General features: G+C 62.0%; 17 protein-coding genes. 9 read left to right on the top strand and 8 right to left on the bottom strand.

Features of this window, described 5'->3' with window-relative positions:
* The first annotated feature begins 8 nt into the window (after positions 1-8).
* On the top strand, positions 9-611 hold the full coding sequence (locus K1567_RS04110) for a TetR/AcrR family transcriptional regulator (RefSeq protein WP_213549485.1): 603 nt from the start codon (positions 9-11) through the stop codon (positions 609-611).
* On the opposite strand, the gene K1567_RS04115 is transcribed toward K1567_RS04110, so the two are convergent.
* Both K1567_RS04115 and K1567_RS04120 read right to left on the bottom strand, forming a co-directional pair.
* Positions 592-1,272: a GNAT family N-acetyltransferase gene (locus K1567_RS04115; protein WP_034097172.1), complete on the bottom strand. Its 681-nt coding sequence runs from the start codon at positions 1,270-1,272 to the stop codon at positions 592-594. The genes K1567_RS04110 and K1567_RS04115 overlap by 20 nt on opposite strands.
* Positions 1,273-1,329: 57 nt before the next feature.
* Positions 1,330-2,211: a LysR family transcriptional regulator gene (locus K1567_RS04120; RefSeq protein WP_169903227.1), complete on the bottom strand. Its 882-nt coding sequence runs from the start codon at positions 2,209-2,211 to the stop codon at positions 1,330-1,332.
* A 113-nt stretch (positions 2,212-2,324) separates the two neighbouring features.
* Between K1567_RS04120 and K1567_RS04125 the strand changes: the two genes are divergently transcribed.
* The 3 genes from K1567_RS04125 to K1567_RS04135 all read left to right on the top strand — a co-directional run bounded on the left by K1567_RS04125 (position 2,325) and on the right by K1567_RS04135 (position 6,818).
* Complete coding sequence (locus tag K1567_RS04125) at positions 2,325-3,533, top strand: MFS transporter (protein ID WP_220698164.1); 1,209 nt, start codon at positions 2,325-2,327, stop codon at positions 3,531-3,533.
* Between the two features lie 81 nt (positions 3,534-3,614).
* Positions 3,615-4,472, top strand: a complete 858-nt coding sequence (locus K1567_RS04130) for a CAP domain-containing protein (RefSeq protein WP_034097167.1) — start codon at positions 3,615-3,617, stop codon at positions 4,470-4,472.
* A gap of 159 nt (positions 4,473-4,631) precedes the next feature.
* A complete protein-coding gene (locus K1567_RS04135; protein ID WP_220698165.1) occupies positions 4,632-6,818 on the top strand; it encodes a GAF domain-containing protein in 2,187 nt (728 codons plus the stop codon).
* Between the two features lie 8 nt (positions 6,819-6,826).
* On the opposite strand, the gene K1567_RS04140 is transcribed toward K1567_RS04135, so the two are convergent.
* From K1567_RS04140 to K1567_RS04155, 4 genes are all read right to left on the bottom strand, one after another.
* Positions 6,827-7,993 carry a diguanylate cyclase gene (locus tag K1567_RS04140; protein ID WP_034097164.1) on the bottom strand — a complete coding sequence of 389 codons (1,167 nt, stop codon included), beginning with the start codon at positions 7,991-7,993 and terminating at the stop codon, positions 6,827-6,829.
* Between the two features lie 139 nt (positions 7,994-8,132).
* On the bottom strand, positions 8,133-10,364 hold the full coding sequence (glgB, locus tag K1567_RS04145) for a 1,4-alpha-glucan branching protein GlgB (protein ID WP_034097162.1): 2,232 nt from the start codon (positions 10,362-10,364) through the stop codon (positions 8,133-8,135).
* Positions 10,361-13,708: a maltose alpha-D-glucosyltransferase gene (treS, locus tag K1567_RS04150; protein ID WP_184316653.1), complete on the bottom strand. Its 3,348-nt coding sequence runs from the start codon at positions 13,706-13,708 to the stop codon at positions 10,361-10,363. The genes glgB and treS overlap by 4 nt, the downstream gene beginning before the upstream one ends.
* Before the next feature lie 73 nt (positions 13,709-13,781).
* Positions 13,782-15,767, bottom strand: coding sequence for an alpha-1,4-glucan--maltose-1-phosphate maltosyltransferase (locus K1567_RS04155; RefSeq protein WP_034097159.1), 1,986 nt, complete (start codon positions 15,765-15,767; stop codon positions 13,782-13,784).
* Positions 15,768-15,969: 202 nt separating this feature from the next.
* On the opposite strand from K1567_RS04155, the gene K1567_RS04160 reads away from it, so the two are divergent.
* Positions 15,970-16,128, top strand: a complete 159-nt coding sequence (locus tag K1567_RS04160; RefSeq protein ID WP_167389888.1) for a hypothetical protein — start codon at positions 15,970-15,972, stop codon at positions 16,126-16,128.
* Positions 16,129-16,327: 199 nt separating this feature from the next.
* Entirely contained in the window at positions 16,328-17,353 is a 1,026-nt protein-coding gene (locus K1567_RS04165) for a M10 family metallopeptidase C-terminal domain-containing protein (protein WP_220698166.1), read from the top strand.
* Positions 17,354-17,367: 14 nt separating this feature from the next.
* Here the strand turns inward: K1567_RS04165 and K1567_RS04170 are convergent, their stop codons facing one another.
* Positions 17,368-17,865 (bottom strand): MgtC/SapB family protein, encoded by a 498-nt coding sequence (locus K1567_RS04170; RefSeq protein WP_034097158.1) that lies wholly within the window; start codon positions 17,863-17,865, stop codon positions 17,368-17,370.
* A 122-nt stretch (positions 17,866-17,987) separates the two neighbouring features.
* Here K1567_RS04170 and K1567_RS04175 point away from each other — a divergent pair, with 122 nt between their 5' ends.
* The 3 genes from K1567_RS04175 (at position 17,988) to mapR (ending at position 21,323) form a co-directional block, all read left to right on the top strand.
* On the top strand, positions 17,988-18,227 hold the full coding sequence (locus K1567_RS04175) for a DUF3203 family protein (RefSeq protein WP_220698167.1): 240 nt from the start codon (positions 17,988-17,990) through the stop codon (positions 18,225-18,227).
* 184 nt (positions 18,228-18,411) lie between these two features.
* Positions 18,412-19,821, top strand: coding sequence for a cytochrome c oxidase accessory protein CcoG (ccoG, locus tag K1567_RS04180; protein ID WP_220698168.1), 1,410 nt, complete (start codon positions 18,412-18,414; stop codon positions 19,819-19,821).
* A gap of 92 nt (positions 19,822-19,913) precedes the next feature.
* Positions 19,914-21,323, top strand: a complete 1,410-nt coding sequence (mapR, locus tag K1567_RS04185) for a GntR family transcriptional regulator MpaR (protein WP_034097154.1) — start codon at positions 19,914-19,916, stop codon at positions 21,321-21,323.
* A 122-nt stretch (positions 21,324-21,445) separates the two neighbouring features.
* Here mapR and K1567_RS04190 read toward each other — a convergent pair whose 3' ends face one another.
* A complete protein-coding gene (locus K1567_RS04190) occupies positions 21,446-22,192 on the bottom strand; it encodes an SDR family oxidoreductase (RefSeq protein ID WP_034097153.1) in 747 nt (248 codons plus the stop codon).
* Positions 22,193-22,229: the final 37 nt, after the last annotated feature.

The following is a 22,229-nucleotide window of genomic DNA, read 5'->3' on the forward strand; positions in this document are numbered from 1 at the left end:
ATATAAGCATGTCAAGCCACGAATCTCCTGCACCCCGCCGTCGTCTGTCCCGTGAAGATCGCCTGCAACAATTATTGGAGGTGGCCTGGCAGCTGGTGCGCGATGAAGGCACCGATGCCCTGACCCTGGGCCGTGTGGCAGAACTGGCCGGCGTCACCAAGCCGGTGGTCTACGACCATTTTGTCACCCGTGCGGGGTTACTGGCGGCGCTGTACGAAGATTTCGACGCGCGCCAGAACCAGGCGTTTGTCGACGCACTCGACACCAGCGACGCCACCCTGGAAGGCCGCGCTGGGGTGATTGCCGCGTGCTACATCGATTGTGTGCTATTGCAGGGGCGGGAAATCCCAGGCGTGATCGCGGCCTTGAACAGTTCCCCGGAACTGGAAACCCTCAAGCGCAAGTACGAAGCGATCTTCCTCGACAAATGCCGCGATGCTCTGGCGCCCTTCGCCCCCTCCGGCACAGTGCCTCAAGCCGGCTTGAGGGCCATGCTCGGGGCGGCCGAAGCGTTGTCCCACGCAGCGGCCAATGGCGAGGTCAGCCGTGAAGAAGCACAGCAGGAATTGCAGGCGATCATTGCAGCGATGATTAACCGCGCTCGCCCGTGACGAACGCCTGCACCTTGCGCGCCAGCTGATCCAAGTGGCGGTCGCGCTGGCGCTCGGCGTCGACCATCGCGCGTTTGCCGTGCCGTTGCAGCAGGTAGGTATGGATCTGCTGCACCTCAAGGGAGCGGTAGATCGCGGCCACGTCCAGCACGCCCATCAGCCCGTCGGTGCCGTAGTTACGCGTGTTCATCAGCACCTGGGTATCGCGTGCGCCGCGCACCTGGAACCCCATGGCCTCGAAGGCCGGCACCTTTTCCACCGAGCAAGCCAGCTCCGCATGGGGGTAGCGAGCCAGCACGTCCTGCATCATGGCGCGCCCTACCCCGTGGCGCCGCGAACCGGCCTGCACGGCCATAAAGGGAATGCCGCAGGCCTCGGGGTCATCCTTGACCGGTAAACACAACAGAAACCCAATGACCTGTTCCGGGTCCTGGGCATCCGTCGCCACCACCAGCTCGACCGCAATGCCCTTCTCACCGTTCAGCGCCTCCAGATACAAGTGCACCTCGAAGCCGATGGCGTATTGGTAGATGTTGTACAGCAGGTTGCTGGGGGGCAGCGCGACGCTGCTGATATCGGTGAGGTTGTCCACCACCATCTGCAGGATCTGACCATTGATAGGCTCGGGGCACGGCGTGGTGTAACGGGTAAGGCTGAACATGCACATTCCTGGGGGTTGGGCTTCAAGGCAGCGGCGATTGTACCTGTTACACCCGGTTCATGGCCCGCACACCTCACGCAGGCAGCCGCGCAGCCAGCGGTGGGCCGGGTCCGCGTCCAGTCGCGGGTGCCAAAGCATGGCTACGCTGAAGGTGGGCAGGCTCAGCGGCAGTTCAAAGCAGAACAGCTCGTTGCGCTGGGCAATATAGCGTTCGGGGACGCTGGCTATCAGGTCGGTGTCCCGTGCCAGGGCGATGGCAGTGGCGAACCCGGCGACTATGGTGTGGATCTGCCGCGTAACGCCCAGGGCTTGCAGGGCATCGTCGATCTGGCCACGGTCCTGGCCTCGCCGCGACACATAGAGGTGTTGGCCTTCGGCGTAGCGTTGCAGGCTGACCGTGCCGCGACTGAGGGGATGGCCGTTGCGCACCACGCCCACCAAGCGATCGCGGAACAGCGCCTGGGTCAGCACCTCGGGGCCGGCGCTGGGGTCGACCACGCCGATGTCCAGATCCACACGGGCGTCGCGCAGCGGTGCGGTGTCCTTGTCGGTTTTACTCAGCAGACGCAGACGCACGTCCGGCGCTTCTTGAGCGATACGCCGGAGCAACGCGGCGCCGAAACACTCGATGAACTCTTCGCTGGTGCGCAACGTAAAGGTGCGCTCGACCTGGGCCATGTCCACCGCTTGCGCCGGGCGCAGGGCCGCCTGGGCCTCCTGCACCAAGCGGCTGACCTGCTCGCGCAACGCCAACGCATGAGGCGTCGGCACCAAGCCACGACCGGCACGCACCAACAACGGATCGCCCGTGGTGTGCCGCAGACGCGCCAAGGCCCGGCTCATGGCCGAAGGGCTCAAGTGCAGGCGCTTGGCCGCACGTTCCACGCTACCCTCGGCGAGCAGCACATCCAGGGTGATCAACAGGTTCAGATCAGGCATCAGCGCTCCCAAGCAGGCGTTTTATGCAGGTATTTAATGCAATCCATGTGTCTTCCGCCATGTTAGGCCAGGCCGTAGAGTTCTGTCAGTCACCTTCAGTCAAGGAGTTCCCCATGCCCATCTCTTCGCGCGGTGCTCTAGTCAGCCTGTGCTTGTCCATGCTGCTGGCCTCGCTGGGCACCAGCATCGCCAACGTCGGCCTGCCGACGCTGGCACAGACCTTCAATGCAGCGTTCCCGGCGGTGCAGTGGGTGGTGCTGGCGTACCTGCTGGGCATCACGGCGGTGATCGTCAGTGCGGGTCGTTTGGGTGATCGCCTGGGGCGCCGTCGGGTGTTGATTGCTGGGCTGTTGCTGTTCGCGGTGGCGAGCACCGTGTGCGGCGTTGCCCCCTCATTGAATGGCTTGATCGCCGCGCGTGTGCTGCAAGGCCTCGGCGCGGCAAGCATGATGGCCATGGCCATGGGTCTGGTGGGCGATACCGTATCCAAGGAGCGTATCGGCCGAGTCATGGGCCTGCTGGGCACCATGTCGGCACTCGGTACGGCGATGGGCCCCAGTGTCGGCGGCGTGTTGCTCAGCCTATGGGGTTGGCACGCGTTGTTTATGGTGGGCACGCCCCTGGGGGTATTGGCCGCCGCCCTGGCCTGGCGCTATCTGCCGGTGGATCTGCCGCACGCACGCGTACCCGGCAGCCTGTGGTCGCCCTTGAAAGCCGCGCCATTACGCGCCGGCCTGGCCATGAGCGCGCTGGTGTCGGCGGTGATCATGACCACCTTTGTGGTCGGGCCGTTTTACCTGTCTCGCGGCCTGGGCCTCGCGCCTGAATGGATGGGCCTGGCAATGGCTGTAGGGCCGGGTGTCGCCGCGCTCACCGGCGTGCCGGCCGGACGCCTGACCGACCGCCTGGGCAGCCGCCGCGTCACATTGGTCGGGCTAAGCACATTGCTGGGCGGCGCGCTGCTGCTGTCCCTGGCGTCGGGGCTGATGGCTTATCTGGGCGCGCTGGTGATTCTGACCTGCGGCTACAGCCTGTTCCAAGCCGCCAACAACACCGCGGTGATGAGCGACGTGGACGCCTCCCGCCGCGGCACGGTCTCGGGCCTGCTCAACCTGTCACGCAACCTGGGCCTGATCCTCGGCACCTCAGCATTGGGCGCGGTATTCACCTGGGCCAGTCCGGATGTCATCCACGCCACGCCTGAATCTGTCACCCATGGACTGCACGTCACGTTCCGCGTCGCGGTGGGGCTGATCGTTCTGGCCGCTGCGATGGCAGTTTGCCGCATTGCCAGCGTTACGCCGCCGCTGAACACCCGTTGAGGCAAAAAAACAAAAAAGGCGTTGCGCCGGACCGGGTTACTTCGCGCATCATGGGCACTTTCAAGCTCAAGGGTAACGTCCATGCGCGTTCTGTCATTGATGATGGGTCTTACGACGCTGGCCGCCAGTACGGTGTTCTGCGCCAGCGCGATGGCGAATGAAGAAAGTCAGTTGGTACAACAGATCAATGCCTACCGCAGCCAGGTGCAACGCTGCGGCGATCAGGGTTCCCAGGAGTTGCCGCCGCTGACCAGCGACGCGCGCCTGGTGCTGCCAGCCAATAACGCCGGCGACCTGCAGCAGGCGCTGGCGCGGGCGGCGTACCCGATGGTGAATGTGCAGGCCATCAGCCTGTCCGGGCCCAAGGATGCCGCTGCGGCCATGAAGGCAGTAAGCGAGAGCTTCTGCCGGGTGGTGCTGGACCCGCAATACGTCGACATCGGCGTGAGCAACACGGGCCAGGACTGGCGCATCGTGCTGGCGCGCCCGCTGCTGTCCAGCGGCCGGGGCGACTGGCAGACCGAAGGCAAGCAATTGCTCAGTCTGGTCAATGCCGCCCGCGCTCAAGCGCACCAGTGCGGCACCCAAGCGTTTACCGCCACCACCCCGCTGGCCTGGAACGACACCCTGGCCGCCGCAGCCAACGGCCACACGCGCAACATGGCCAACGGCAACTTCTTCGATCATCTGGACCATGAGGGCAGAACCCCAGGTGACCGTGCGGAACTGGCCGGCTATACCGCCAAATCCATTGGGGAAAACATCGCCGCCGGCCTGGATACTCCGCGCAAGGTGGTGGACGGCTGGCTCGCCAGCCCCGGCCATTGCGCCAACCTGATGAACCCGCAGTTTCGCGAACTGGGCGCGGCCTATGCCATGGACCCCAAGAGCGATGCGGGCATCTATTGGACCGCCATGTTCGGCACTCCGCAGCAATAGAGGGTGGTTGACCGCCCTCGTCGCCCCTCAAACGAATAGAGCATCAAAATGCCATCTCGTGGATAATCCGCTGAACTGGCGGCGGGCATTCCGGTCTGTAGCTTGGCAGCCTGGGCACTCCAGGCGACGACAGACTGTGGCAAACAAGGTGTGACCCCAATGATGAATTGGCTGCAAAGCAGCAGCGACATGGCCGAACAGGTTCGTCAGCATGATTGGGCAAGTACGCCCCTGGGGCCATTGGAGCAGTGGCCAGATGTCTTGAAGACCACCGTTGCGCTGTGTTTCGCGTCGAGTTTCCCTCAGGCAATCGTCTGGGGGCCGCAACTGATCACGCTCTACAATGATGCGTTTATTCCGATCCTGGGCAACAAGCCCTACGCTCTGGGCCGTCCGTTCAGCGAAATCTGGAGCGAGGTGTGGGACGAAGTGCGTCCCATCGCCAGCGCGGCCTTCGAAGGGCACGCCACCTATATCGAGAATTTCCCGCTGGTAATCGAACGCGGGCCCGCACCGGAACAGGCGTACTTCACGTTCTGCTACAGCCCGATCCGCGATCCGCGAGGCAAAGTGGTCGGCATGCTCGATACCGTCACCGAAACCACCGCCACGGTGTTTCACGCGCGCCGCCTGGCGTTGCTGGACGCCATCGGCAACGCGGTGGCCAACGCCAACGACGCCCAGGCGATCATGACTGACACCACCCGCCTGCTGGCCGAGCACTTGCAGGTGAGCAATTGCGCCTACGCCGATATGGATGCCGATGAAGACGGCTTCACCATCCGCGACAACTGGACCGCCCCCGGCTCGCCGAGCATTATCGGTCGTTATAGCCTTGCGGCGTTTGGCGAACGCGCGGTCAAGTGCCTGCGCGCCGGTGAGCCGCTGGTGATTCACAACAACTTGCGCGAACTGCCGCCCCACGAGGCCGAGCAATTCCAGACGCTGGGGGTGACCGCCACCATCTGCATGCCGCTGATCCGCAACGGCCGTCTTACCGCCCTGATGGCGGTGCATGACAAAGTTGCGCGGCCGTGGTCGCATTACGACCTGGCGGTGCTGCGGGAAGTCACCGAGCGCTCCTGGGCCTATATCGAGCGCGTGCGTGCCGACGCCGATGTGCGCGCCGGCCTGGCCGCCTACGCCGAACTCAACACCACCCTGGAGCAGCGCGTCGAAGAGCGCACCCTGGCGCTGGCCCAGACCGAAGCCGCCCTGCGCCAATCGCAGAAGCTGGAAGCCATCGGCCAATTAACCGGGGGCGTGGCCCACGACTTCAATAACCTGCTGACCATCATCCGTTCCTCGGTGGATTTTCTGCGCCAGCCAGGGCTCTCTGAAGAACGCCGCCAGCGTTACATGAGCGCGGTCTCGGACACCGTCGAGCGCGCCAGCAAGTTGACCAGCCAGTTGCTCGCCTTCGCCCGGCGCCAGCCGCTGAACCCGGAAGTCTTCGACGTCGGCCAGCGCGTGCAAAATATCGGCGAAATGCTCGAAAGCGTCACCGGTGCGCGCATCCAGGTACGGGTGGAGTTACCGACGCAGCCGTGTTTTGCGCGGATAGATTCAAGCCAGTTCGAAACCGCACTGATCAACATCGCCCTCAATGCGCGGGACGCCATGGACGGTCACGGCACCCTCACCTTGCGCCTGACCGGTCAACAGCCCCTGCCGCGCATACGCGGCGAGGCCGGTTCGCGCCAGCCGCATATCGCCATTGCCCTGGCCGACACCGGCCCCGGCATTCCCGGCGACACCGTCGAGCGCATTTTCGAACCGTTTTTTACCACCAAGGCCGTGGGCAAAGGCACGGGGCTGGGGCTGTCCCAAGTATTCGGCTTCGCCAAGCAGTCGGGAGGCAATATCGATGTAGCCAGCACCCTGGGCCAGGGCTCGGTGTTTACCCTGTACCTGCCGCAGGTCGCGGCCCAGGACTCGACACAACACCGCCCACAGGACGAACCGACGCCTGTCCATGACACCACGCAGTGCCATGTGCTGATCGTGGAAGACAATCTGGAGGTGGGGCGCTTTGCCAGCCAGATCCTGCAGGATCTGGGCTACCAGACCACGTGGGCTACCGATGCCGAACACGCCCTGCGCCTGGCGGGTCCGAAGGCGTTGGCCTTCGATGCGGTTTTTTCGGACGTGGTGATGCCTGGCATGACCGGCGTGGCCATGGCCAAGGAGCTGCGCCAACGTCGCGCCGACCTGCCGGTGGTATTGACCTCCGGCTACAGCGAGGAGCTGGCTGACAGTGGCTACGAAGGCTTTGAATTCCTGCCCAAGCCCTACTCGGCCGATCAGGTCTCGCGGGTGCTGATCAAGGCGATACTCCGGGACTGAGCGGCACCTTACTCCGCCAGCGCCACCTGGTTACGACCCTGGGCCTTGGCCCGATACAGCGCTTTATCCGCCATGTTCATCAGGCCGTGCAGGTCTTGGTCGTGATCATGGGTGGAGGCTACACCGAGACTGGCCGACAAGCCCTTGACCGGCTCGGCGGCCAACCCGGAAATCGCCTTGATCAGTTGTTCGGCAATCGCACGCGCGGTTTCCAAGGACGTATTGGGCAGCAACACCGCAAATTCTTCGCCGCCCAGCCGGCCATACACGTCGGCCTGACGGAACGAGGCACTGATCACCCCGCCGATCTGGCGCAACACCTGATCGCCGGCCTGGTGGCCGTAGGTGTCGTTGATCTGTTTGAAGTGATCCATGTCCATCATCAGCGCACACAACGGTTGCTGGTTGTGTCGGCATTGCGCGTACAGCACCTGGGCACGCTCGAAAAATGCACGGCGGTTCATCAGTCCGGTCAATTCATCGGTTTGTGCGGCGCGGGTAGAGATGGAGTGGGCACGCTCCATTTGCCGGGTCAGGCGAAAGGCCTTCTCCAGGGCCCCGGACAATTTGCGCGTGGCGCTGAACACAAAGGTGGAAAACACCAGGACCGCGATAGCAATCCCTACTTGCATTGACGAGGGCTGCCACAACAGCCAGAGGGTGCACGGCATCAGCACCAGGCTGATGGACGCCACGGTCATGGCGCGATAAGCCGAATAACACGACACCGCGCTGACTGACATGCCCACCGTAAACAGCATGACCAACACCTGCGACAGCCGGTCATCGGTGGGAATCAGCGCAAATGCGCCGCCTCCCCAGATGCTGGCCGAGAGCACCAGCGTAATCCAGTAACGCCGTTCCCAGCGCTCCGGCGTGCGCTCGCTGTAGGGGCAACGGAACCATTCCATGAACATCTTGATGCGCAGCAGTGACGAAACGCCCAGCGTCACCAGCCAGACCAGCATGATGCGCTGATCAAGACGGTCCCAGCACAGCCAGCAGAGCATGGCGGCGGCCAGGTAACTGCCCAAAATCGCCGCGAATGACTGCCGGAACAGCTGGTGCAGACGATCCGTGCGCACCTGCTCTTCGATAGTGTCATCCCGGTCCTGCCCACGCCCAAGGCCATTCATGAAATTCGCCTGATCCGACTGCCGCGACAAAGGCGCCATTGTGGCATCCTGCCAGCAATCTGAACAACTGAATCGGCCTAGTTAGAGCGGTTGTTTGAGGGGCGATGCCAAACCACGCCAGACATAACGGCAAAGGGCGATCATTGCAGATCGCCCCCCACTCGCCAGCAGCTTATGCTCAGTCCGGGCGCAGAATCAGCACGCCCAGCGGCGGCAGATTCAACGACAGCGACACCGGCTGCCCGTGACGCGGCTCCTCCTGGGTGAACACTTCACCACCGTTGCCGAAGTTGGAGCCGGCGTAAGTGTCGGCGTCAGTGTTGATCACCTCGCTCCAGCGCCCGGCAAACGGCACACCCACGGCGTATTGTTCGCGAGGCACCGGGGTAAAGTTGGCCACCACCAGCACCGGTTTGCCGTCCTTGCTCCAGCGCAGCCAGGCGTAGACGCTGTTGATCGCATCGTCACCGATCAGCCACTGGAAGCCCTGGGGCGCGTCGTCCTGTTCATGCAGGGCCGGCTCTTCGCGGTACAGGCGGTTCAGGTCGCCCACCAGTTTTTGCACACCTTGGTGTTCCTGGTATTGCAGCAGGTACCAATCCAATTGCTGGTCGTGGTTCCACTCGCGCCACTGGCCGAATTCGCAGCCCATAAACAGCAATTTCTTACCGGGGTGCATCCACATAAACGCCAGGTAGGCGCGCAGGTTGGCGAACTTCTGCCAACGGTCGCCGGGCATTTTGTCGATCAACGAATGTTTGCCGTGCACCACTTCATCGTGGGAGATCGGCAGGATAAACCGCTCGGACCAGGCATACACCAGGCCGAAACTCAGCTCGTTGTGGTGATGGGCGCGGTACACCGGGTCCTGCTGGATGTAATGCAGCGAATCGTGCATCCAGCCCATGTTCCATTTGTAGTTGAAGCCCAGGCCGCCTTGCTGGGTTGGCTGGCTGACACCGGGCCAGGCGGTGGATTCTTCAGCGATCACCAGGGCGCCCGGCGCCTCCAGCGCCACCACATCGTTCAAATGGCGCAGAAAATCGATGGCTTCCAAGTTCTCGCGACCGCCATGGCGGTTAGGCACCCATTCGCCGGCTTTGCGCGAATAGTCGCGGTAGAGCATCGATGCCACCGCATCCACCCGCAGGCCATCGACATGGAAGTGCTTGAGCCAGTGCAGTGCTGAGGCCAGCATAAAGCCGTGCACCTCGGTGCGGCCCAGGTTGTAGATCAGCGTATCCCAGTCCTGATGGAAGCCTTCCAGCGGGTTGGCGTATTCGTACAGCGCGGTGCCGTCGAACTGAGCCAGGCCGTGAGTATCCGTGGGAAAGTGCGCCGGCACCCAGTCGAGGATCACACCGATATCGGCCTGATGGCAGGCGTTGACGAAGTAGGCAAAGTCTTCGGGCGAGCCGAAGCGCGCACTTGGGGCGAACTGCGACAGGGCCTGATACCCCCAGGACCCTCCAAATGGGTGTTCCATGATCGGCATCAGCTCGATATGAGTGAAGCCCAGTTGCTGCACATAGGGAATCAAGCGCTCGGCCAATTCGCGCCAACCGTACTGGCGGGCCACTTCACCCGCCTCGTCCAGCTCGCATTGCCAGGAGCCGACGTGCAGCTCATAGATCGACAACGGCGCGGTGGACTTCTGCTTGTCGGCGCGAGCCTGCATCCAATCGTGGTCCTGCCAGTCAACTTGCAACGGCGCAGCGACTTTCGAGGCGGTGTCCGGTGGCAGTTGGGTGGCCAGCGCCATAGGGTCGGCCTTGAGCGGCAAAATGCCGTGGGCGCCGAGAATCTCGTATTTGTAAGCGGCACCCGGTTGCAGGCGTGGGATAAAGATCTCCCACACACCGGAAGGATGGCGCAGGCGCATCGGATGCCGACGGCCGTCCCAAATATTGAAGTCGCCCACCACCGACACACGCCGTGCGTTTGGCGCCCACACGGCAAAACGCACGCCCTGCACGCCGTCGACGCTGGTGACCTGAGCGCCCAGGCAACTGCCCAGGTCGCGGTGATTGCCCTCGGCGAACAGGTACAGATCCATCTCGCCCAGCAGCAATTGGCTAAAGCTGTAGGGATCTTCGGTGATCTGCTCACCGCCGGCCCACTGGATCTTCAATAAGTAAGGCTGGCGCGTCGCAAAGTGCCCGACAAACAAACCCGGCACTTGGGTCGCGTCGAGGCTACCGAGGGTTTCGCCGCCATCGCGGCTCAACACCTGCACGCTCAACGCCTCGGGCAGGAACGCGCGAATGAATTGGCCGCCCTGCTCGTCGTCATGGGGACCGAGAATCGAAAACGGGTCGTGGTGCTCGGCGCGCACCAGCGCTTCGACGTCCTTGGACGCCGGCATTGCAGTCAACTTAGGCTGCAGCGGTTCTTTATGTGTATAGCTCATGACGTCTCCCCACCGCGTGCAGTTTTGGATATAGGTGTAAGCCCGCTCAACAGGCCGTGCAGCCCTTGCAGGGGCACCGGCAACCAGGTCGGGCGGTTTTCCGCTTCGTAGGCCACTTCATACGCAGCCTTCTCCAGGCTGAACAACGTCAGCGCGGCGTCCTGGCCGTTGGCGTCCTGCCAGTCATGCGCCAGTGTAGACGTAGCTTGCTGATAAGCCTGGATAAATGCCTGGCGCGCCTCCTTCACATAGCGCTCGGTAACCCGTCGGCGTGCCTGCTCGGCTTGCGGCGACTGATCCACGCCTTGCAGATTCAAGGCCATGGCCGCTGCATAGTCGAAAGAACGCAGCACCCCGCTGACATCTTTGTACGGGCTGTGCTTGCCCCGTCGCTCATGCAGCGGTCGCGCCGGCTCGCCTTCGAAGTCGATCAAATAGGCATCGCCCTTGACCACCAGAACCTGCCCAAGGTGCAGATCGCCATGGACGCGAATGCGCAAGCCGCCCAAGGTGGCCTTCGCCAGGCCGTTCACATGGGCGGCAATGGCTTTTTTCTGCGCCAGCAATTCACTGACCAGCGCCTGATCGGCAGGGTTCAATTGGGTTTGATGCAGTTCCAGCAGTTGCAGCGCGCGGGTGATCTGCGCGCCCACATCCTTGGCCCATGCCTGGGTGTCTTTGACACCGGTGACTTCGGGCTTGAAGTCTTTATTGGCGGTGGTGGCACCCAGCACTTGGTGCATTTCCCCCAGGCGCTGGCCGAGCAGCGCGGCGAAATCGGCCAGCTCACCCAAGGCGTTGTAGTGCTGTTCCTGTTCGGACAGGGCTTCGGCCAGTTCGTCGCGGATTGCCCGTTCCAGATTGTTCTGGGTCCACGTCCAGGCATCGCCCTGATTGCTCAGGTAGCCCTGGGCTATCATCAGCAGATTGTCCTGGCCCTCGCTGTCATGACGCACCACTGCGCCCATCAACGGCGAGATATTGGCGTAACCGGCTGCGGTGAGGTACGCGCTCATCTCCAGTTCCGGATGCACACCGGCGCTGACTTTACGGATCAACTTGAGCACCAGGCTCTCACCCACCACCACCGAGCTGTTGGACTGCTCGGCGGACAGATAACGCACCGGGGACTCGTCGTTCAGTTGCAACGCAGCCAAGTGTTCGGTGGCGTCGAAGCGCAACTCGCCGTCGCTGCTGGCCAAACGCGTGCCGGCTTGCAAGCCCTGGATCACCGCGCGAATAAAAGGCTCAAGGCTGAACGCGTCAGTCACCAAACCCACCTGGCGCGCTCGGCGTACGCGGGCCATGGCCAGTTGCTGGGGCAAGGCGCTGGTGAACTGGTCTTCGCCGAGGAAGCCGAACGGCAACTGATAACGACTGACCTGCCCACCGGCACTCACTTCCAGTTCGCTGAGCAACACTGGATGCTCGGCGTCGCCGAACCGCACGCCATAAGCAATCCGCACGCTGTCGATGGCTGTGTCCTTGCCGGCGAACCAGCGCCGCTTGGGCAGCCAGGCCGGCAGTGAGGTCTGTTCCAGGGTGGTGCGGCAAGGTGCTTCGAGCAGTTCTTCCATGCGTTTTTTCAATACCAATGTGGTGAAGTCGGGCATGCTTTGTGCCGGTTCCACATGCCAGCTGGGCATCTGGTTTTCCGCCGCCAGTACAAACCAATAGAAGCCGTAAGGCGCCAGGGTCAGCAGGAAATTCAGCTGACCAATAGGCGGGAAGGCGTTACCGCCGAGCATCTCCACGGGAACCATGCCGGCAAAGGACGAAAGGTCCAGCTCGGCCGCCTGGGCGCTACGCGACACGTTGGCCACGCACAAAATGATCTCCGTGCGGCCATCGGCACCGGTGTATTCGCGGGTATACGCCAGAATGCGCCGATTGGCCGGCGAGAGCATTTTCAGGCTGCCGCGACCGAACGCCTTGGACTGCTTGCGCACTGCGAGCATGCGCCGGGTCCAGTTGAGCAGTGAGTGCGGGTCCTGGGTCTGGGTTTCCACATTCACCGACTGGTAGCCGTAGAGTGGGTCCATGATCGGCGGCAGCACCAGGCTGGCCGGATCGGCGCGGGAGAAACCGCCGTTGCGGTCGATGGACCACTGCATCGGTGTGCGCACGCCATCGCGGTCGCCCAGGTAGATGTTGTCGCCCATGCCGATTTCATCGCCGTAGTACAAGGTGGGCGTGCCCGGCATCGACAGCAGCAGGCTGTTAAGCAACTCTACGCGGCGACGGTCACGCTCCAACAGCGGCGCCAGACGGCGGCGGATGCCCAGGTTGATCCGCGCGCGACGGTCGGCGGCGTAGTAATTCCACAGGTAGTCGCGCTCTTTGTCGGTAACCATTTCCAAGGTCAATTCATCGTGGTTGCGCAGGAAGATCGCCCATTGGCAATTGGCGGGGATCTCCGGGGTCTGGCGCAAGATATCGGTGATGGGAAAGCGATCTTCCTGGGCCAGGGCCATGTACATGCGCGGCATCAACGGGAAGTGAAAGGCCATATGGCATTCGTCGCCGTCATCGCCCTTCTTGTCACCGAAATACAGTTGGGTGTCTTCCGGCCACTGGTTGGCTTCGGCCAGCAGCATGCGGTCGGGGTAATTGGCGTCAATCTCGGCACGAATTTGCTTGAGCACCCCGTGGGTTTCTTCAAGGTTCTCGTTGTTGGTGCCGTCGCGCTCGATCAGGTACGGGATGGCGTCCAGGCGCAGGCCGTCGATGCCCATGTCCAGCCAGTAGCGCATGACTTCCAGCACCGCTTTCATGACTTGCGGGTTGTCGAAGTTGAGATCGGGCTGGTGGGAATAGAAGCGATGCCAGAAGTATTGGCCGGCGACCGGGTCCCAGGTCCAGTTGGATTTTTCGGTGTCGAGGAAAATGATGCGGGTGCCGTCGTACTTCTGGTCGTCATCGGACCACACATAGAAATCCCGCGCCGCCGAACCGGGCTTGGCCTTGCGTGCGCGCTGGAACCAGGGGTGCTGGTCGGATGTATGGTTGATCACCAGTTCGGTGATCACTCGCAGGCCACGTTTGTGTGCTTCGGCGATAAAGCGCTTGGCGTCGGCCATGGTGCCGTAGTCGCTGTGGACGCCGCGATAGTCGGCGATGTCATAGCCGTCGTCGCGGCGTGGTGACGGGTAGAACGGCAGCAGCCAGATGGTGTTCACGCCCAGGTCGGCGATGTAGTCGAGCTTGGCGATCAACCCAGGAAAATCGCCGATACCGTCATTATTGGAGTCGAAAAAGGATTTGACGTGAACCTGATAGATCACCGCGTCCTTGTACCAGAGCGGGTCTTTGATAAAGATGGCAGCCTTGGGTTTCTTCGCCATTGGACACTCCTGAAACACTCGATAAATCGTGCAGACTCAATGTCGGAGGGGGGGGTTAGCCCCCTCTTCCCCATCAGGTGGTAATGCGCCAGATCCCGAACGGCATCTGCGGTTCCAGGCGCGTCCACTGGGTCTTGCCGTACCAGGTCCAACGATGGCCGTTCATCAGGTCTTCGCCCTGGGTTTGGGCATCGTCCGGCAGGCCCATCTCCCACAAGGGCAGTTCGAAATGAGCTTCCTGGGCGTTAAAAGGGTCCAGGTTGACCGCCACCAGAATGAAGTTGCTGCCGTCCTCGCTGCGCTTGCCGAAGTAGAGGATGTTGTCGTTCCACGCGTTGTAGATCTTCAAGCCCAAGTGCGTATGCAGCGCCGGGTTCTGGCGGCGGATGCGGTTGAGCTGGGCGATCTCGGCAATGATGTTGCCGGGCGCAGTGAAGTCGCGGGGGCGGATCTCGTATTTCTCCGAGTCCAGGTATTCCTCTTTGCCCGGCACCGGCGCGGCTTCGCACAGTTCAAACCCGGAATACATACCCCACAGGCCCGAGCCCATGGTCGCCAGCGCGGCACGGATCAAAAAGCCCGGGCGCCCGGATTGATGCAGGAACGCGGGGTTGATGTCCGGCGTGTTGACGAAAAAGTTCGGGCGGTAGCACTCGCGCCACGGTGACTGGTTGAGCTGGGTGAAATACTCGCTCAACTCAGCCTTGGTATTGCGCCAGGTGAAGTAGGTGTAGCTCTGGGAATAGCCGACCTTGCCCAGGCGCGCCATCATTGCCGGAGTGGTAAAGGCTTCGGCGAGGAAGATCACCTCAGGGTACTTGGAACGCACATCGCTGATCAGCCATTGCCAGAAAGGCAGCGGTTTGGTGTGGGGGTTGTCGACGCGAAAGGTCTTCACGCCCTCTTCCACCCAGCCCACCACGATGTCGCGCAGCTCGGTCCAGAGGCCAGGGATCGCATCGGCGGCATAAAAGTCGACGTTGACGATGTCCTGATATTTCTTCGGCGGGTTTTCCGCGTATTTGATCGTGCCGTCCGGGCGCCAGTTGAACCAGCCCGGATGCTCCTTGAGCCACGGATGGTCCTGGGAACATTGAATGGCAAAGTCCAGCGCGATCTCCAAGCCATGGTCGGCGGCGGCCTTGACCAGGCGGCGGAAGTCATCGCGGCTGCCCAACTGCGGGTGAATGGCTTCGTGACCGCCCTCCTCGCTGCCGATGGCGTACGGGCTGCCGGGGTCGTCCGGGCCGGCGGTGAGCGAGTTGTTCCGGCCTTTGCGATGGCTACGGCCGATGGGGTGGATCGGCGGGAAGTACAGCACATCGAAGCCCATGTCGTGGATCATCGACAGCCGCGCGTGTACATCGTTAAAGGTGCCGTGGCGTGCCGGATCATCGGTGATCGAACGGGGAAACAACTCGTACCAGCTGGCGAACTGCGCACGTTCGCGCTCGACGTCAATCGGGTACACCGTGCTGATGCTCAGGTAGGCGCGGTGGTCGGCCTGGGTCATCAGATGCGCACTGTCTTCGTGCAGAAACAACGCCACCTGCTCGGTTTCCAGCAGGCCGGACAGTTCGTGGTGCAACAGCATCAGGCGGTCGCGCAGCTCGTTGTCGCTACGCTCGGCGGCTTGCAGCACCAGGCTGCGACCTTCCTGCAACTCCAGGCTGACCGGAACGCCGGCTTCGTGTTTTTTGCGCAATTCGTAGCAGAAGCTGGCGAAGGTATCGATCCAGGCTTCGATGCAGTATTCATGAGGCCCCTGATGGGCCACCGTGAACGCGCCTTCCCAACCGTTGTTGCCAACATCGGTCATGACCACGCTGTGCCAGCTTTCGTCGCGCAGCGGGCGCCAGCGGATCAATACGGCCAATTTGTCATGGCCATCGGCAAACACTTTGCTGGTGACATTAATGCGCTGGCCTATCACCGCCTTGACCGCGAATTCGCCGCCGTCAATCACGGGGCTGGTGCTTTCGATCGCGATCCGGGGCAATAGCAGTGCCTGGGACAGCGGCAGTACGGCAGTGTCTGGAACCTGTGTTTCAGCAGTCATCGAGCATCTTCCCCTTACGCCCAGTGGACGCCCTTTGCTAGATCCGAATCCAATACGCCAGCACTCTCCCTGAGCGTCGACGCATAAGGTCCGAGCCTGTGCCTGGGTTAAAAGTTCAGGTGGATATGCCGCCATTGAGCGGGAATCAAATGCCCCGTGGGAATGTCCACCGCTAGAGCAAAGCACAAAGGAGGCCACACCGATGAATATCCCGATCCCGGCGGAAACCCCGGACCCGAATATCGACCAGCCGACCCTGCCCCCTACGGAACCGCCAACGGTTCCGGAGCAGGAGCCGCCGGATAACGAGCCACCCGCGGTCGAAGAACCGCCGAAGACCATGCCACCGGTCATCGTCTAAACCACGAGCAGGTTTTGAGGTTCGCTCAAGAGGCGCCCAGCCCCTTGAGCGGACCACACATATCTCTGATACGTCCTACATATCCTAGAAAAAAAGCCTAAAACCGACTGCGGGGTTCATACCTAAACTCGTTCGCGCGCAGGCGCCCAATCCAGTTCCTTGGAATAGGGCCCTTAAACCTCTCACGCGAGGACACCTTATGTTGACCATCCCCCCACAATGGGCTAACCGCCCTACTGCCTCCCAACCCGCGCACGCCAGCGCCTCGCCCGCCCAGCTCACGCCCGAGCGCCTGAATGCGTTACTCAGGTCAGGCCCGAGGTGGTCCGCCTCGGCCAAGCCACCGGAACCAACACGCCCCTCCCCGGCGGCGACCGCACCCGGCCCTGCATTGCCCTCGGCGCCGGAGGCAAAGCTCACTGAAGACCTCAGTGACCTCAACACCGCGTTGACCCAAGACAACATCAACCAGATGGTGCGCGATCCCGATGCAGAGTCCTCCCGCGCCCTCATCGCGCGCGCCCGCGCGCTGTTGACACCGGCCAATATGCGCACGATGTTGGGCGGCCCTAATGCCTCAACGAACGCCGCCACCCTTGAAGGCCTCAGGCAACGCCTCGGCAAACAAGTCCTCACCGAGACCCAGCAGTCAGCCAGCAGCGATGCGGAACAGGCATTGATCGATCAAATGAAGCTGCATCATCTGGAAAACCTTGGAAAAATCTACGAAGGCGGCCTCGGGACTGACGAAATCCTCAAGGACTACAACATGTCGCGCAAGCACATAGACGCCATGAAACGCGACCAGTCCGCCAGGGAAGCCAGCGTCCGCACGCTGTACGATATCGGCGGCTCTCTGAGCAAAGAAAAGCTCTCCGCGTTGCGCACCCCCGAACCTGCGTCCGCCACTGCGCAGGTAGCCGAGCGTCTCACTCGCCAGCGCAACACCTATCGCTTCAATGCGCTCAGTGATTCGCGACTTGATGCGCCTCGCGAGATCTCAGGATTCATGGCCGGCGACAAACTGGACCTGTCGGGTATTCGCAACCAATTGAACAAACCGCTGCAAAGGGTCGAACGTTTCTCCGGGGCCAGCGCCGAAATGCAGATCCACTACCTGCCCAGCACCGGCACCAGCGTGATCGCCGTTTCCGGCAACCCGGGCGAGCCGCCGTTTGTGCTTAAGGTTTTCGGTCAGGTGCGGTACAGCGATATCGTGTCCTGAGACGCCGCATAGGGTCAGGCATCCTTATCCAACCACTTGATGATCCTAGGCATTACGCTGAACACCACCAGCGCCAGCAACGTACTCAACACCGCCGTGGATTCACGCCCCATGCCCGCCGCCACACCGATGGCGGCGGTCATCCATAGCCCGGCGGCGGTGGTCAAGCCTTTGACGTGCTGACCCTCTTCGTCTTCCTTACCTTTAAGAATAGTGCCGGCGCCGAGGAAACCAATCCCGGCAATCACCCCCTGCACTACCCGGCTCATGGCATCGGCCTGGTTGCCGGACATCTGCGGCACCAATACAAACAGCGCCGCGCCCATCGCCACCAGCATATGGGTGCGCACCCCGGCGGCCTTGCCCTTGTGCTCCCGTTCAAAACCGAGGATCCCGCCCAGCAGCGCAGCGATCAGCAGTCGCACGGTGATCTGCGTGAGCTGTCTGGCATCGCCGAGATCGGCGAATTCGGCCTGCAGGGTCACCCATACTTCGTGCCACCAAGCGTCCATAAACCCTGTCCTTTGTTGAGATGGATAATGGGTTGACAACGGCGACCGTCAGTCAGTTGCCTGGAACAACGCGCCTGTGCATGCGCCCTAACGTTTATCAGCCTGATAAAAAGGAGAGCGCCATGCCAATCCGTATCGAAAACCGCACCTGTTTCTTCAAGGTCAACGATGAGGGCCGGGAATACAGCCTGCCCGCCGCTGAAGTCACCGTCAGCACTGACGTCCCCAGAGCCATGTCCTATGTGGACGTGGGCGCCGAGCGTGTCTACATCACCGAGCGGGAAGCCGATGCCCTCACCGTGGCCGGCGCCATCGATGGGCGTCAGCACAAGAAGGTCACCACGCCGGATTCGGCGATTTGACTGATCTGTATCTATTGACACAGCACAAGCCTGCACCCCGAAGGCGACGGGGTGCAGCACAATGTCGCAGGGCCACGGCTGCAAGCAATCTGATCCGGTTTTTATCGTCATAGCTGAGTCTGTTATGCAAACAGCTCGCCGCGCATAGTCCATTGGCCTGATGGAGGCTGATGAGCGAACGACCATGAGCGAACGAATCCCCACCGTGGAAATCTTTGAGCCCGTGCACCCAAAGAAGGTGAAGGCCAAATCCAGCGACACCCTGATCCATACCCGCAGTTTCACCGGCTTGTTCCGCACCTTGCGTGTGCTGGGCGCAGGCTTTCTGTTCCTGGCCTTTTTCGGCACCGTGTGGCTGAACTGGGGCGGTCGGCAAGCCGTGCTGTGGGACTTGGCTGAAAGCAAGTTCCACATCTTTGGCGCGACGTTCTGGCCCCAGGACTTCATCCTGTTGTCGGCGCTGTTGATCATCTGTGCCTTCGGCCTGTTTGCCATTACGGTCTTCGCCGGCCGCGTCTGGTGCGGCTACACCTGCCCGCAAAGCTCGTTCACCTGGCTGTTTATGTGGTGTGAAAAGGTCACCGAGGGCGAACGCAACCAACGCATCAAGCTGCAAGCGGCGCCATGGAGCCTCAACAAGCTGGCGCGGCGCTCGGCCAAGCACACGCTGTGGCTGGGCATCAGCGTGCTGACCGGGCTGACATTTGTCGGTTACTTCACCCCCATTCGCCCCCTCGCGGCGGAACTGCTGACCTGGCAAATGGGCGGCGTCAGCCTGTTCTGGGTGCTGTTTTTCACCGCCGCCACCTACCTCAATGCCGGTTGGTTGCGCGAAGCGGTGTGCATGCACATGTGCCCTTACGCACGGTTCCAGAGTGTGATGTTCGATAAAGACACCCTCACCATCTCTTACGACGCCGCCCGTGGCGAACATCGTGGCCCGCGCAAACGCGAGGTCAAACCCGCCGACGTCGGCCTGGGCGATTGCATCGATTGCCAGCTGTGCGTGCAGGTGTGCCCGACCGGCATCGACATCCGCGACGGCCTGCAAATGGAGTGCATCGGCTGCGCGGCGTGCGTCGATGCCTGCGATTCGATCATGGACAAGATGGGCTACGCGCGCGGTTTGGTGCGCTACACCAGCGAACATCAACTGCAAGGCGGCAAGACTCACCTGCTAAGGCCGCGACTGATCGGCTACAGTGCCGTGCTGCTGGTGATGATCGCCGCGCTGGTGGTGGCCTTGGTGCAACGGCCGATGGTGTCGCTGGACGTGACCAAGGACCGGGGCATGTTTCGCGAAAACAGCCAGGGCTTGATTGAAAACATCTACAGTCTCAAGGTCATCAACAAGACCCAGCAGCGCCAGGATTATCGGCTGGAGCTGGTAGAGGCCGAAGGTTTCCAATTGCAAGGCAAGACCGGGATCAGCCTGGCACCAGGGGAAATCGTGGATGTACCGGTGTCGGTGGCACTGCTGGCGGATAAACCGGCGAGCAGTTCGCAGACACTGCGCTTCAAAGTGACGGATGTGGACGAGCCGGGGGTGTACAGCGAGGCCGAGAGCCGCTTCGTCGCACCGCTCAACCGCTGATACCTGGCTATCGAAAACGATGAAAGCCCAATGTGTGAGGGGGCTTGCCCCCGATGGTATCTCTCATACAAAAACCTGTGTTTAAGGCCGCCATGAAACGCTACGAAAAATTCGCCGACGACATCGCTGAACTGATCCGCTCCGGCGTCCTCGGCCCCGGCCAACGCGTGCCGTCGGTGCGCTACGCGAGCCAGACCTACGGCGTCAGCCCCTCCACGGTGTTCCAGGCGTATTACCTGCTGGAGCGCCGAGGGCTGATCCGCGCGCGGCCGCGCTCCGGTTACTTCGTCAACACCCATGCGCCGAGCCCGTTTTCCGAACCGGTGGTGAGCGAACAGGTACACGAATCCACCGAGGTGGATGTGAGCGAGCTGGTGTTTTCGGTGCTCGACTCGATTAAGGACCCCACCACCGTGCCCTTCGGTTCGGCGTTCCCCAGCCCGATGCTGTTCCCGTTGCCGCGTCTGGCCCGTTCCCTGGCCAGCGCCAGCCGTGAGATGGACCCGCGCATGGTGGTCACCGACATGTCGCCGGGCAACCCACAACTGCGCCGGCAAATTGCCCTGCGCTATATGGTCGGCGGCCTGATGCTGCCTATGGAAGAGTTGCTGATCACCAACGGCGCCCTGGAAGCGCTGAACCTGTGCCTGCAGGCCGTGACCGAGCCAGGCGATTTGGTGGCCATCGAGGCTCCGGCGTTTTATGCCTGCTTGCAGGTCTTGGAACGTTTAAAACTCAAGGCGGTGGAGATCCCGGTGCACCCACGCGACGGCATCGATCTCAATGCCCTGGCGCAAAGCCTGGAGCGCTACCCGATCAAGGCCTGTTGGACCATGACCAGCTTCCAGAACCCCATGGGCGCCACCCTGCCTGAAGCCAAGAAACAAGCGCTGGTGGAACTGTTGCGCGGCCATCAGGTGCCCTTGATCGAAGACGATGTGTACGCCGAGTTGTACTACGGGCAGCACGCGCCCAAACCGGCCAAGGCGTTCGACACCGAGGGCCTGGTGATGCACTGCGGCTCGTTCGCCAAGAGCCTTGCACCGGGTTATCGCGTAGGCTGGGTCGCGGCCGGGCGCTATGCGCAGAAAGTCGAACGTTTGAAGCTGATGACCTCGTTGTGCCCGTCGATGCCGGCCCAAGCGGCAATTGCCGACTACCTGCAACACGGCGGCTACGACCGGCACCTGCGTAAATTGCGTTATGCGTTGGAAGAACAGCAAAGCGCCATGCTGGCCGCCATTGGCCGCTACTTCCCCGCACAAACCCGCGTCAGCCAACCGGCCGGCGGGTATTTCCTGTGGCTGGAACTGCCCGAGCAGACCGATTCGCTGAAGCTATTCCAGATGGCCCTGGCCCAAGGCATCAGCATTGCGCCGGGGCCGATTTTCTCGGCGACTCAACGTTTCAGAAATTGTATTCGCCTGAACTACGGCAGCCCGTGGACCGAGGCGTCCGAGAAAGCTATGGAAACGTTGGGGCGGATTGTGCGGTCGTTCTAAGTGATGGTGTTGCGCTTTCTGACGCCATCGGGGGCAAGCCCCCTCCCACATTTTGAGCAGTAAGTACTCTCAAGTGTGGGAGGGGGCTCGCCCCCGATGACGTCGGTGCGGGCACTGCATCCCTAGCGTCCGCCGCCCAAATCCAGAAACGTGCCGGTGGCATAGGACGCCTTGTCCGACAGCAACCAGATAATCGCTTCGGCCACTTCATCCGGGCGGCCGCCACGGGCCATGGGGATGCCAGACTCCAGTTTGCTGACCCGGTCCGGATCGCCGCTCAGGGCATGAAAGTCGGTGTAGATATAACCCGGGCGCACCGCATTGACGCGGATACCTTCGCCGGCAACCTCTTTCGACAGGCCAATGGTGAAGGTGTCGAGCGCGCCCTTGGAGGCGGCATAGTCGACATACTCACCCGGCGAACCCAGGCGTGCCGCCACCGATGACACATTGACGATACTGCCGCCCTGCCCGCCATGCCGGGGCGACATGCGCAACAGCGCATGCTTGGCACACAGAATCGGGCCGAGCACGTTGGTCTTGAGCATTTTCAGGATGCGAAACTCCGACATCTCATCGACCCGGGATTTATGGCCTACGGTGCCGGCATTGTTGACCAAGGCAGTGACCCGGCCCAACTCAGTGTCGACGCGGTGGAATAGCGCGATCACTTCGTCTTCGATACTCACGTCCGCGCGCACCGCAATCGCCTGGGCGCCGAGGGCGCGTACCTGTTCCAGCACGCGGTGGGCGGCCTCGTCGTCGGCCTGATAATTGATGCAAATACGGTAGCCCTGACGCGCAGCCAGCAAGGCCGTCTCGGCGCCAATCCCGCGACTGCCCCCGGTGATGATGACGACTTTGTCCATGCCTGCTCTCTCCTGTTTCTACCTGTAGGTTTAATGG

This window comes from Pseudomonas sp. S5F11 (assembly GCF_019641515.1).
Taxonomy (GTDB): Bacteria; Pseudomonadota; Gammaproteobacteria; order Pseudomonadales; family Pseudomonadaceae; genus Aquipseudomonas; species Aquipseudomonas rhodesiae.